The 11565-nt window shown below is 74.8% G+C and carries 12 protein-coding genes; 7 read left to right on the top strand and 5 right to left on the bottom strand.

Going from position 1 to position 11565, the window contains the following annotated elements; genetic code table 11:
* Positions 1-163: 163 nt before the first annotated feature.
* Positions 164-688 (bottom strand): DedA family protein, encoded by a 525-nt coding sequence (locus A5481_RS12670; protein ID WP_048431873.1) that lies wholly within the window; start codon positions 686-688, stop codon positions 164-166.
* A 208-nt stretch (positions 689-896) separates the two neighbouring features.
* Here A5481_RS12670 and pdxY point away from each other — a divergent pair, with 208 nt between their 5' ends.
* Positions 897-1745, top strand: coding sequence for a pyridoxal kinase PdxY (pdxY, locus tag A5481_RS12675; RefSeq protein ID WP_048431874.1), 849 nt, complete (start codon positions 897-899; stop codon positions 1743-1745).
* Positions 1746-1760: 15 nt separating this feature from the next.
* Here the strand turns inward: pdxY and mdoH are convergent, their stop codons facing one another.
* Complete coding sequence (gene mdoH / locus A5481_RS12680) at positions 1761-3545, bottom strand: glucans biosynthesis glucosyltransferase MdoH (RefSeq protein WP_048431875.1); 1785 nt, start codon at positions 3543-3545, stop codon at positions 1761-1763.
* A gap of 33 nt (positions 3546-3578) precedes the next feature.
* Here mdoH and A5481_RS12685 point away from each other — a divergent pair, with 33 nt between their 5' ends.
* From A5481_RS12685 to A5481_RS12700, 4 genes are all read left to right on the top strand, one after another.
* Entirely contained in the window at positions 3579-4526 is a 948-nt protein-coding gene (locus A5481_RS12685; RefSeq protein WP_245238594.1) for a zinc-dependent alcohol dehydrogenase, read from the top strand.
* Positions 4527-4640: 114 nt separating this feature from the next.
* Positions 4641-5042: a 6-pyruvoyl trahydropterin synthase family protein gene (locus tag A5481_RS12690; protein ID WP_048431876.1), complete on the top strand. Its 402-nt coding sequence runs from the start codon at positions 4641-4643 to the stop codon at positions 5040-5042.
* Complete coding sequence (locus A5481_RS12695; protein ID WP_048431877.1) at positions 5042-6097, top strand: glycosyltransferase family 4 protein; 1056 nt, start codon at positions 5042-5044, stop codon at positions 6095-6097. Before A5481_RS12690 ends, A5481_RS12695 begins: the two co-directional genes overlap by 1 nt.
* Positions 6094-6930: a methyltransferase domain-containing protein gene (locus A5481_RS12700; protein WP_048431878.1), complete on the top strand. Its 837-nt coding sequence runs from the start codon at positions 6094-6096 to the stop codon at positions 6928-6930. The genes A5481_RS12695 and A5481_RS12700 overlap by 4 nt, the downstream gene beginning before the upstream one ends.
* A gap of 79 nt (positions 6931-7009) precedes the next feature.
* Here A5481_RS12700 and A5481_RS12705 read toward each other — a convergent pair whose 3' ends face one another.
* A complete protein-coding gene (locus A5481_RS12705) occupies positions 7010-8461 on the bottom strand; it encodes a mannose-1-phosphate guanylyltransferase/mannose-6-phosphate isomerase (protein WP_064503974.1) in 1452 nt (483 codons plus the stop codon).
* A 321-nt stretch (positions 8462-8782) separates the two neighbouring features.
* A complete protein-coding gene (locus A5481_RS12710) occupies positions 8783-9328 on the bottom strand; it encodes a cytochrome b (protein ID WP_064503975.1) in 546 nt (181 codons plus the stop codon).
* A 225-nt stretch (positions 9329-9553) separates the two neighbouring features.
* Between A5481_RS12710 and ribA the strand changes: the two genes are divergently transcribed.
* Both ribA and bfr read left to right on the top strand, forming a co-directional pair.
* Complete coding sequence (ribA, locus tag A5481_RS12715; protein WP_048435022.1) at positions 9554-10657, top strand: GTP cyclohydrolase II RibA; 1104 nt, start codon at positions 9554-9556, stop codon at positions 10655-10657.
* A gap of 126 nt (positions 10658-10783) precedes the next feature.
* Entirely contained in the window at positions 10784-11281 is a 498-nt protein-coding gene (gene bfr / locus A5481_RS12720; RefSeq protein ID WP_048435018.1) for a bacterioferritin, read from the top strand.
* Positions 11282-11305: 24 nt separating this feature from the next.
* On the opposite strand, the gene A5481_RS12725 is transcribed toward bfr, so the two are convergent.
* Positions 11306-11551, bottom strand: coding sequence for a (2Fe-2S)-binding protein (locus A5481_RS12725; RefSeq protein WP_048435019.1), 246 nt, complete (start codon positions 11549-11551; stop codon positions 11306-11308).
* Positions 11552-11565 lie beyond the last annotated feature (14 nt).

An 11565-nucleotide genomic window follows, 5' to 3' on the forward strand; every position in this document is an offset into this window, starting at 1 on the left:
GAACCGCTTCCGGGCGCAGGCCCGATCAGGGGCGCACGACTCCACTGTGCAGCCCCGGCTTAACAATCGATGATGGTGCCCGATACGGATGCACCGAATAGGATCAATGTCTCATCGAACGAAGTCTCGCCCCTGTCTTTCGGCAGGCGCGGTTACCGCTTCGTCACGCACGCCGGAACCAGTCGATCAAGCCCGCGCCGGGCGCCAGCCAGACGAAGGCCCATAGGAAGGCCGAGGAGAGATTGGCGAGCTGGAACGGCAGCCGCGGCAGCAGCGCGATGCCGGCGACGAGCGGCACCACCGCCCGGGCCGGGCCGATGAAGCGGCCGACGACGATCGCCCAGGCGCCCCAGCGCCGGCAGAAGCTCTCGCCCTTCTGCACCATCTCCGGGTAGCGGCTGAGCGGCCACATCCGCTTGGCGCCGTCCTTGTAGTAGCGGCCGATCTCGTAGGAGATCCAGTCGCCCAGGATCGCCCCGATCGCCGCGCCGACCATCACCGGCAGGAAGGGAATCGCCCCCGAGCCGATGAGCGCCCCGATCCCGATCAGGATCACGGTCGCCGGCACCAGGAGCGAGAGCACCGCCAGCGACTCGCAGAACGCGATGATCCCGGTGATCACCGGCGCCCAGGACTGGTGGTCGCGCACGAAGTCGAGGACCGTGGTGCGTAAGCTCTCGAAATCCATGGAACCTTGACCTGGGAATGCCGGATGGCGGGACAAGTCGGGGATCGGGCCGGACGTTCCCCCGCCGCCGCCATCCCTGACCCGGAACCGGTGAGCGCCGCGTGACGGCGCTCCGGCGCGGTTTCGGGCCCGCAGGCGGTTGCCAGACGCGCCCGGTTCCGGGAATCGTGGGGGCCCGGATCCCCCCCGCGCGAGGCCTCGTGTCGCGATGAACGTCCTGTCGATCCAGTCCCACGTCGCCTACGGCCATGTCGGCAACGCCTCGGCGGTCTTCCCGATGCAGCGCCTCGGGGTCGAGGTCTGGGCGGTGCACACGGTGCAGTTCTCCAACCACACCGGCTACGGCGCCTGGCGCGGCCGGGTGTTCGACGGCCCGGCGATCGAGGAACTGGTCGAGGGCATCGCCGAGCGCGGGGTGCTGCCGTCCTGCGACGGGGTGCTGTCGGGCTACATGGGCTCGGCCGATATCGGCACCGCGATCCTGCGGGCGGTCGCGCGGGTGCGGGCGGCCAATCCGGCGGCGCTCTATTGCTGCGACCCGGTGATCGGCGATGTCGGCCGCGGGGTGTTCGTGCGGCCCGGCATCCCGGAATTCATGCGCGACCACGCGGTGCCGGCGGCCGACCTCATCACCCCGAACCAGTTCGAGCTCGACTACCTGAGCGGGATCGAGACCCGGACGCTCGCCGAGGCCAAGGCCGCGGTCGCCGCCGTGCAGGCGAGCGGGCCGAAGGTCGTGCTCGTGACCTCGCTCCACACGAAGGAGACGCCGGACGACAGCATCGACATGCTCGCCGGCGAGGGCGGACGGTTCTGGCGCCTGCGCACCCCGCGGCTGTCGCTCAGCGTCAACGGCGCGGGCGACGCCACCGCGGCCCTGTTCCTGGTGCACTACGCCCGCAGCCGCTCGGCCGGCGAGGCCCTGGGGGCCGCCGCCGCCTCGGTCTTCGGCCTCCTGCGCCGCACCGCGGAGGCCGGCGCGCGGGAGATCCTGACCGTGGCGGCGCAGGACGAGTTCGTGGCGCCGAGCCGCACCTTCCCGGTCGAGGCGGTGTGACGGATCGGTGCTCCCTCAGGAGACCGTCCGCCCGCCGAGCCGGGCGATCTCCCAGGGCGGCGCGATCTCCTCGCGGGTCGCGCAGAGCCCGGACCGGACCATCGCCCGCCCCGCCGCGGGCGACGCCGTGACGACGCAGAACGGCACGGCGAGGAGGCTGCCGAGGGTGAGCGGCAGGCTCCAGACGAGCAGCGCCGGCGAGACGACGGCCAGCGCCCCGCAGACGGCGAGCCCGAACAGCGTGACGCCGCGCAGGGCCGCCAGCGCCTCGCCCCAGCCGAGCGTCCGGGCGTCCCGGTCCTGCGCCGTCCACAGCCCGGCGCGCCCGAGACCGAGCCCGATCAGTACCGCGGTAAGCCGCACCGACGACGCAGCCAGCAGCAGGAACGAGGCCGCGACCTCGGCCAGCATCCCGGCAAGGAAGCGGGCGCCGCCGCCATGGGCCGCCCGCACCTCGCGGTCGGAGAGCGCCGCGGCGTAGCCGGCGAGCTTCGGGGCGAGGGAGAGCAGGAGCCAGGCGAGGTAGAGCGCGGCGGCGCCCGCGGCCGGGCCGCCTTGCGTCGCGGCCCGCCAGGGCAGCAGCAGCAGGGCCAGCGTCAGGGCCGGCGGGTTGAGGAACATCATCACCGCCCAGGCGAGTTGGAAGCGGCTCATCGGCAGGAGCCCGGGCATCGCCGGCAGGCGCAGGTACTGCATGTTGCCCCGGCACCAGCGGGCGTCGCGGACGAGGTGGTCGAGGAGGGTCGGCGGGTTGTCCTCGAAGCTGCCCTCCTCGAGCGGCAGCACCCGGACCTCGTAGCCGGCCCGGCGCATCAGCACCGCCTCGACCTGGTCGTGCGAGAGCACCGACCCGCCGCCGCGCAACCGCGGCAGCCGGCAATGGGCCGCGAAGGGCGCGATGCGCACGACCGCGTTGTGGCCCCAGAACGGGCCGCATTCCGCCCCCCACCAGGCCGCACCCAGCGTGTAGGGCAGCATGCCGTGGCGCATGCCGAACTGGAACAGCCGCGAAAAGGCGCTGCCCGCCGGCGCGCCCACCGCCAGGCTCTGCAGGATGCCGAGGCGGGGATGCGCCTGCATGATCCGCACGAGGCGCAGGATCGCCGGGCCGGTCATCAGGCTGTCGGCGTCGAGGGGCAGCATCAGGTCGGCGTCGCTGCCGGCGCAGAAATCCTGCAGGTTGCCGGCCTTGTAGCCGGTATTCTCGCTCCGGCGCCGGTAGCGGATCCGGGCGGCCGCGTCCGGGGCCAGCCCGGCGCGCCAGGCGGCGACCCACGCCTCCTCGGCCCGGATCACGCCCGGATCGTCGCTGTCGCTCAGGACATGGTAGCCGAAGGCGGACCCGAAGCCGGTGCGCTCCAGGCTCTCGCGCACCAGGGCGAGGCGGGCGAGCGCCCGGGCCGGGTCCTCGTTGCGCAGCGTCATCACGACGGCGGTCGTCAGGTGGAGGGGAATGTCCCCCTCCCCCGCCGCGGCGTGGGGCGCCGCCGCCATCAGCCCGGCGCGGCCGGCCCGCAGCAGCACGAAGCCGATCGCGGCGTTCCAGAATCCGAGCACCGTCCAGGGCAGGGTGGCGAGGCCGCAGGCGAGGAGCGCGAGGTCGAGCCCGTCGAACCCGTCCGCCGCCAGGACGCCCCACAGGCAGGCCGCGAGTCCCGCGATGGTCGCGAGAGTGAGCCCGAGCACCAGGAGACGGCGGCGACGCAGGGTGACCGAGGCTTGCAGGCCCGTCGGCGTCGTGAGAGGAGCGCGGGCGGGCCCCTCCGCGAGGGTGACCACCGAGGAGTCGGTTTGCGGCATCGTCAGGCATCCGGGAGCGGCACGGCGGACGCCGTGCGGGCGCTCTGGTATAGCGCAGCCGGACAAGCGGAGCTGCGGCAAGAGCGCCTGCCCGCGCCCGGCCCGGACGAGGTCCGGGTACGCACCCTGTGGACGGCCCTGAGCCGCGGCACCGAGCGGCTGGTCTTCGAGGGCCGCGTGCCCGACGCGGTGGCCGACCGGATGCGGGCCCCGGCGCAAGGCGGCGCCTTCTCGTTTCCGGTCAAGTACGGCTACTGCGCCGTCGGCGAGACGCAGGACGGCACGCCCGTCTTCGCGCTCCGGCCGCACCAGGAGGCCTTCAACGCCCCCCTGGCGGCGCTCTGTCCGCTGCCGGCCGGCCTGCCGCCGCGTCGCGCGGTGCTCGCCGCCAACATGGAGACGGCGCTGAACGCCCTGTGGGATTCCGGCGCCGGCCCCGGCGACCGGATCGCCGTGGTCGGCGGCGGCGTGGTCGGGCTCTTCGTCGCCCATCTCTGCGCCGGGCTGCCGGGGGCGGAGGTTCTCGTCATCGACCGCGATCCGGCCCGGGCCGCGACCGCGCGGGCCCTGGATCTTGCATTCGCGCTGCCGGAGGAGGCGGAGCCGGAGGCCGACATCGTGTTCCATGCCAGCGCCAGCGCGGCGGGTCTCGCCCTCGCCCTGTCGCTCGCCGGCGAGGAAGCGGCGATCGTCGAGCTGAGCTGGTACGGCGACGCGCCGGTCGCGAGCCCCCTCGGCCTCGCCTTCCACGCCCGGCGCCTGCGCCTCGTCGCGAGCCAGGTCGGGGCGGTGGCGGCCTCGCGCCGCCCGCGCTGGAGCCACCGGCGGCGCCTCCTCAAGGCCCTCGACCTGCTCGCCGATCCCCGCCTCGACGCCCTCCTCACCGAGGAGATCGCCTTCGACGCCCTCCCCGCCGCCCTCCCGCGCCTGCTCGCGCCCGGCGCGCCGGGCCTGTGCACCGTGATCCGCTACGACGGCTAGAGCCGCGCCCGATCGCGGCGCGATCGGGCGCGGCTCCGGGCCGTTGAAACTGCTGCATCTCCGTCGACGAACCGGTATCCGCCGCGTCGGACAATGCTCTGGAAGGAAGCCGCCATGTACGCCGTCGAGGTCCGCGAGCACGTGATGATCGCCCACAGCTTCCGCGGGGCGCTGTTCGGGCCGGCGCAGGGCCTGCACGGGGCGACCTTCGTGGTCGACGTGGCGTTCTTCCGCGAGAGCCTGACCGCCGACGGGGTGGTGGTCGATATCGGCCGGGCGGGCGAGGCGCTCAAGGCCGTGCTGGCGCCGCTCAACTACCGCAACCTCGACGACCTGCCGGACTTCGCCGGCACGAACACCACCACCGAGTTCCTGTGCGGGCACATCCACGGGGCGATGGCGGCGGCGGCCCGGGCCGGCGCCCTCGGCCCCGGCGGCGAGGGCGTGAGCCGCATCCGCGTCACCCTGCACGAATCCCACCTCGCCCGCGCCTGGTTCGAGGCGCCGCTCGCCTGATGCGCCTCGTCCTCGCCGTCCCGGGCGACCTCGCGGCCCCGACCGGGGGCTACGCCTATGCCCGCGCGCTCCTGGAGCACCTGCCGGCCCAGGGCGTCGAGGCCGTGCACCTCGCCCTGCCGGCCGGATTTCCGGATCCGGATGCCGACGACGTCGCCCGCACCGCCGCCCTCCTGGCGGCGGTCCCGGCCGAGGCCGCGCTCCTCGTCGACGGCCTCGCCTACGGGGCGCTGCCGCCCGAGGCGATCCGCGCGACCGGCCGGCCGGTCTGCGCCCTGGTGCACCATCCCCTCGGCCACGAGACCGGGCTGACGCCGGAGCGCGCGGCGGCCCTCATCGCGGGCGAGCGCGCGGCCTTGGCGCTGGCCGCCCGGGTGATCGCCTCGAGCCGGTTCACCGCCCGGATGCTCGCCGGCGAGTTCGGCGTGGCCCCGGAGCGGATCGCCGTCGCCGAGCCCGGAACGCCCCCGAGGCCCCGGGTGGCGCCGCGGCCGGGTCCCCACGTGCGCCTCCTCGCCGTCGGCACGGTGACGCCGCGCAAGGGCTACCCGGTGCTGGTGGACGCGCTCGCGGGGCTCGCCGGCCTCGACTGGTCGCTCACCGTCGCGGGCACCCTCGACCGGGCGCCGGATTGCGCGGCGAACCTGCGCGACCGGATCGCCGCCGCGGGTCTGACCGACCGCATCACGCTCGCCGGGGCGGTGACGCAGGCGGAGCTGGAGCGGCTCGCGGCCGAGGCCGACATCGCGGTCTCGGCCTCGCTGTTCGAGGGCTACGGCATGGCGCTGACGGAGGCCCTGGCCCGGGGCCTGCCGCTCGTCGCCGCCGCCGGCGGCGCCGCGGCCGAGACGGTGCCGCCGGGCGCCGGCCTCGCGGTGCCGCCCGGCGACGCGGCCGCGCTCGCGGCCGCGCTTGGCGCCCTGATCGCCGATCCCGCCCGCCGGGCCGAGGCCGCCGCCGCGTCCTTCGCGGCGGGACGCCACCTGCCGGACTGGCCCGACACCGCCGCGGCGGTCGCCGCTTCCCTGAGGACAGACTGCCCGAGGACAGCATGACCGGCTTCAGCCCCGACTGGCTCGCCCTGCGCGAGCCCGCCGACCGCGCGGCGCGCGACCCCGGCCTCGTCGCCGCCCTGGCCCGGGCGCTGCCGCGCCCGGTGCGGGCGGTCGATCTCGGCTGCGGCACCGGCTCGAACCTGCGGGCGCTGGCGCCGCGTCTCGGGCCGGCGCAGGACTGGCTCCTCGTCGACCACGATCCCGCCCTGCTCGCCGCGGCGCGGGACCGCCTCGCGGCCTGGGCCGAGGATGCGGAGGCGGACGGGGACGGGCTGGTCCTGCGCAGCGGCAAGGCCCGGATCGCGGTGCGGTTTCGCGCCCTCGACCTCGCCGCCGATCCGGGCGCGGCCCTGACCGAAGCGCCCGACCTCGTCACCGCGGCGGCGCTGTTCGACCTGACCTCGGAGGCCTGGATCGCCGCCCTGGCGCGCGCGGTCGCCGCGGCCGGCGCCGCCTTCTACACCGCGCTGACCTATGACGGGCACGAGGCCTGGACGCCGCCGCATCCGGCCGACGCCGCGATCCACGCCGCGTTCCTCGCCCATCAGGCCGGCGACAAGGGCTTCGGGCCCGCCGCCGGCCCGGGGGCGACGGCGGCGCTGGCAAGGGCCTTCGGCAGCCGCGGCTACCGGGTCGAGACCGCGGAGAGCCCCTGGCGCCTCGGCCCGGACGACGCCGCGCTGCTGCACCCGCTCGCCGAGGGCACGGCGCGGGCGGCGCGGGAGACCGGGCGGGTCGCGGCGGACGCGGCCGCGTCCTGGGCGGCCTTGCGGCGCGCGCCCGGCACGGGGGCGGTGATCGGGCACCGGGACCTGCTGGCGCTGCCGGGCTGAGCCGCGCCGGCCAAGGGAAAGGGAACCTTGCAGGCCTGCCCGTCGCCTTCGACCGGGGCCGTTCGACGGCGCTGCGGCGTCAGGCGCTGTCGCGCCCGTAGACGTCCTCGATGCGGATGATGTCGTCCTCGCCGGTATAGCTGCCGACCTGGACCTCGATCAGCTCGAGCGGGATCTTGCCCGGATTGGCCAGCCGGTGGACGCACCCGATCGGCAGATAGGCCGCCTCGTTCTCGTGGACGAGGCGCACCACCCCGTCCACCGTCACCTCGGCGGTGCCGCGCACCACCACCCAGTGCTCGGCCCGGTGGTAGTGCTTCTGCAGCGACAGCCGGCCGCCCGGCTTCACGGTGATCCGCTTCACCTGGAAGCGCCCGCCGATGTCGATGCGCTGGTAGGAGCCCCACGGGCGGTACATCAGCCGGTGGGCGTCCGCCTCCGGCTCGGCCCGCCGCCGCAGGGCCTCGACCAGGCCCTTCACCTCCGCCCCGGCGGTGCGGCTCGTCACCAGCACCGCGTCGTCCGTCGTCACCACCACCACGTCGTCGAGGCCGACCACCGTGGTCAGGATCTCGCCGGAGGAATGGACCAGGCTGTTGCGGGTGCCCTGCACCGCCACGCGGCCGCGCAGGGCGTTGCCGTCGCCGTCCCGGGGCGAGACCTCCCACAGCGCCCCCCAGGTGCCGATATCCGACCACGGGAAGCTCACCGGCAGCACGCCGGCCCGCTCGGTCCGCTCCATCACGGCGTAGTCGATCGAGATCTGCGGCGCCTGCGCGAAGGCCGCCTCGCCGAGGCGCACGAAATCGAGGTCGCGGGCGGCGGTCGCGACGGCGGCGCGGGCGGCCGCCAGCACCGCCGGGGCGTAGGCCTCGAGCTCGTCCAGCATCACGTCGGCGCGGAACAGGAAGTAGCCGCCGTTCCACAGCGCGCCCTCGGCGATCAGGCCGGCGGCGCGGGCGGCGTCGGGCTTCTCGAGGAAGCGGGCGACCGCGCGGGCGCCGGCCTCGCCCGCCGCGCCCGGCAGGGCGGCGCCGGGCTGGATGTAGCCGTAGGCGGTGGAGGGCTGCGTCGGCGCGAGGCCGAGCGTCATGATGCGCCCGGCCCGCGCCCCGGCGCGGGCGGCACGCGCCGCCGCCACGAAGGCCGCGTCGTCGCCGACGGCGTGGTCGGCCGGCAGGATCAGCACCAGGGCCTGGGGGTCGCGGGCGGCGGCGGTGAGCGTCGCGACGGCGACGGCCGGGGCGGAATCGCGCCGGCACGGTTCGAGCAGGATGTCGGCGGCGACCCCGCCCTGGGCGAGTTGCTCGGCGACGAGGAAGCGGGCGTCGTTGGCGGTGACGACCGCCGGGCGCGCGAACACGGCAGGGTCGGCGAGGCGCGCGGCGGTGGCCTGGAACGACGAGCGGCCGGGCTCGGCGAGGGGGATGAACTGCTTGGGAAAGCTCTCGCGGGAGGCCGGCCACAGCCGCGTCCCGGACCCGCCGCACAGGATCACCGGGTGGATCAGACCATCCTGCTCGGAATGCATCTCGGCCCCTCTCGAAGGATGCGGGCGAAACCGCCGCGTCGACCGTCGCTCCCGCCGGCGCATGGTCGGGGTTCCATGTTCTGGATTCCCGGGGGATCGCCAACACCCGATCTCGTCGGACCGGACCCGGCCGAAGGGAGGGGTCTACCGCCAAAGCATGTACACCGGCCGCGATCCCGAGGCCAGGATCGGAGCCTCCCGCGCCCGCACGGGCTCGGCGCGTCGTTAATCGAAACCGCGGGCGCCCGCCGGGAGCGGAGGTCTCACTTGTCCCTCCACCCCGTCACCCCTCCCCCACCCCATCACCCCGTCCCCACCCCGTCACCCCTCCCCCTGCCCCCGCCCCGGCAGCATCCGCCGCAGGGTCCCGTCGCGGCGCACCCAATGGTGGTGCAGGGCGGCGCCCGCGTGCAGGGCCACGAGGGCGACGAGCGTGAAGGCCGCGACCTGGTGTACCCGGAGGATCGCCTCGCCCACCGGCATGCCGCCGGAGACCGGCAGGGTGAGGGGGAGCGTGAAGTACAGCATCACCGGCGCACAGCAGGCCGAGGTGCCGGCCCAGCCGAGGAGCGGCACCAGGACGATCAGGGCGTAGAGCGCGAGGTGCGAGGCCTGCGCCGCCCGGCGCTGCCAGGCCGGCAGGCCCGCCGCCAGCGGCGGGGCGCCGCGAGCGGCCCGCACCAGGAGGCGGGCCAGCGCCAGCGCCAGCACCGTGAGACCGAACGACTTGTGCCATTCGTAGAGGGCGTTCTTCACCGGCCCGTCCGGCAGGTTGGCCATGGCGAGCGCGATCGGCACCAGGGCGAAGACCAGGGCGGCGACCGCCCAGTGCAGCGCCTTCTGGGACGGGGCGTAGCGACGCGGCATGATCTGGCCTCACTCCCGGGGTGTATGGACGGCCTGGACAATCGCGAAAGGTTGATGAAGGGATCCGCAGCAAAGCGGGGCCGCAGGCCCCACATGGCGGCGGGCGTCCGGGCGTCGATCCTTGGCCGATCCTCGGCCGATCCCCGCCGGTCCGTCCGCATCCGGTTTCCGGCCCGCCGCGACAGCGCCGGGCCCTCTCTCTCAGGGTCGATGATGTCGGTCACGATGCAGAGCAGCAGCAGTCTAGACCCGGCCGCGGGCCGGGACCAGATCGACGTCGAGCGGGCGCTGGCGGAGATCCGCGCCGGCCGGCCCGTGAGCCTGCGCGGCGACGATCCGGTGCTCGCCCTCTCCGCCGAGGCGCTCGACGAGGGCACCGTCGCGACCCTGACGGCGCTCGCCGGCACCGGCGCCCGCCTCGTCCTGCCGGCGCCGCGCCTGCGCCGCCTCGGCCTGCCCGAGCGCCGGGAGGCCGGCGCGGTGGCGCTGCCGGCGATCGATCCCGCCCGGATCGAGGCCCTGGCCCTGCGGCTCGACGGCCGCATCGACGCGCCGGTGGCGCCCGCCTCGCCCGGCGACGAGGCGGCGCTCGCCCTGATGGCGCTCGCCCAGGTGCTGCCGGCGGTCGTCGTCGTGCCCGGCGAGGCGGCGCCGCCCGGGACCCTCTGCGTCGCCGCCGGGGCCGTCGCGCGCTATCCGGGCCGGCAGGCCGCCGCCTTACGTCCGGTGAGCCGGGCGCCGGTGCCGCTCGCGGGCGCGCCGGACAGCGAGTTCGTGGTCTTCCGCGGCGGCGAGGGCCTGCGCGACCAGGTGGCGGTGGTGATCGGCAAGCCGGACCTCTCCGGGCCGGTGGCGGTGCGGCTGCACTCGGCCTGCCTGACCGGCGACCTGTTCGACTCGCTCAAATGCGATTGCGGCGACCAGTTGCGCGGCACCGCCGGCTGGATGGCCCAGCACGGCGGCGGCATCGTGCTCTACCTCGACCAGGAGGGCCGCGGGAACGGGCTGGCCAACAAGATCCGCGCCTACGACCTCCAGGCCCGCGGGCTCGACACCTACGAGGCCGACGAGGCCCTCGGCTTCGGCCTCGACCAGCGCCGGTTCGACTTCGCGGCGGCGATGCTGAAGGCGCTCGGCGTCACCGCGGTCCGCCTCGTCAGCAACAACCCCGAGAAGGCCGCGAGCCTGGAAGCCGCCGGCCTGACCGTGGCCGAGACCCAGCGGGCGCTCGGCCGGGTGACGCCGGAGAACATCCGCTACCTCACCGCCAAGCGCGACCGGGCCGGGCACGCCCTCGACCTCGACGCCTTCGCCTGCATCGACGTGTAATCGCCGGATCGCGGGCTGTGAGCGCCTGGCCGCTGTGGCCCTGGGGCACGTTCGCTGCTAGCTAGGGCCCCGGTTGGGCCGGCACCCGCCCGGCCCCGACGGACCATCGATACGGGAGATCGAGCGATGAAGGGTGACGCCAAGGTCGTCGAGTACCTCAACCGCGGCCTGCGCAGCGAGCTGACCGCGGTGAGCCAGTACTGGCTCCACTTCCGGATGCTGAACGACTGGGGTTACATCGATCTCGCCAAGTTCTGGCGTAAGGAATCGATCGAGGAGATGAACCACGCCGATCGCTTCGTCGATCGGATCCTGTTCCTCGAAGGCTTCCCGAACCTGCAGGAGCTCGATCCGCTGCGGATCGGCCAGAACGTGCAGGAGATCATCGAGTGCGACCTCGCCGCCGAGGTCGAGGCCCGCAGCCTCTACCTCGAGGCCGCGAAGTACTGCGACTCGATCAACGACCGGGTGTCGAAGCAGCTGTTCGAGGACCTGGCCGCCGACGAGGAGGGCCATATCGACTTCCTGGAGACCCAGCAGGAGCTGATCCGCCAGGTCGGCCTGCCGCTCTACGCCCAGCGCCACATCGGCGGCCTGGAGAAGATCGAGCCCGAGGTCGAGTAACGCCCCGGCCGGAGCGGGGCCGCCTCAGGCGGCCTCCTCCTTCAGTTCCTTCAGCGTGCAGGCCGCGCCGCAGGTCGTGGTGCAGGCCGCATGCGCGTCGGCCAGCGCCCGGTCGAGGATGCCGCGGATCGTTCGGGCACAGCGGCCGCATTTCGGGCTGCAGCCGAGACAGGCATAGACCTGGGCGGGCGTGCGCGGGCAGCCCGGGCCGGGATTGAGGCACGCGCGCACCTGGCCGTCGGAGAGCACGTTGCAGGAACAGACGATCATGCTGGAATCAGGCA

The organism is Methylobacterium platani (assembly GCF_001653715.1).
Lineage (GTDB): Bacteria > Pseudomonadota > Alphaproteobacteria > Rhizobiales > Beijerinckiaceae > Methylobacterium > Methylobacterium platani.

What these genes read in the sequence shown, in the direction of transcription:
- A5481_RS12710 (WP_064503975.1), bottom strand. Translation starts at nt 9,328, where the DNA reads ATGCCGCGTCGCTACGCCCCGTCCCAGAAGGCGCTGCACTGGGCGGTC.
- A5481_RS12705 (WP_064503974.1), bottom strand. Translation starts at nt 8,461, where the DNA reads ATGCATTCCGAGCAGGATGGTCTGATCCACCCGGTGATCCTGTGCGGC.
- ribA (WP_048435022.1), top strand. Translation starts at nt 9,554, where the DNA reads ATGCAGAGCAGCAGCAGTCTAGACCCGGCCGCGGGCCGGGACCAGATC.
- A5481_RS12700 (WP_048431878.1), top strand. Translation starts at nt 6,094, where the DNA reads ATGACCGGCTTCAGCCCCGACTGGCTCGCCCTGCGCGAGCCCGCCGAC.
- A5481_RS12695 (WP_048431877.1), top strand. Translation starts at nt 5,042, where the DNA reads ATGCGCCTCGTCCTCGCCGTCCCGGGCGACCTCGCGGCCCCGACCGGG.
- A5481_RS12670 (WP_048431873.1), bottom strand. Translation starts at nt 688, where the DNA reads ATGGATTTCGAGAGCTTACGCACCACGGTCCTCGACTTCGTGCGCGAC.
- A5481_RS12690 (WP_048431876.1), top strand. Translation starts at nt 4,641, where the DNA reads ATGTACGCCGTCGAGGTCCGCGAGCACGTGATGATCGCCCACAGCTTC.
- bfr (WP_048435018.1), top strand. Translation starts at nt 10,784, where the DNA reads ATGAAGGGTGACGCCAAGGTCGTCGAGTACCTCAACCGCGGCCTGCGC.
- pdxY (WP_048431874.1), top strand. Translation starts at nt 897, where the DNA reads ATGAACGTCCTGTCGATCCAGTCCCACGTCGCCTACGGCCATGTCGGC.
- A5481_RS12725 (WP_048435019.1), bottom strand. Translation starts at nt 11,551, where the DNA reads ATGATCGTCTGTTCCTGCAACGTGCTCTCCGACGGCCAGGTGCGCGCG.
- mdoH (WP_048431875.1), bottom strand. Translation starts at nt 3,545, where the DNA reads ATGCCGCAAACCGACTCCTCGGTGGTCACCCTCGCGGAGGGGCCCGCC.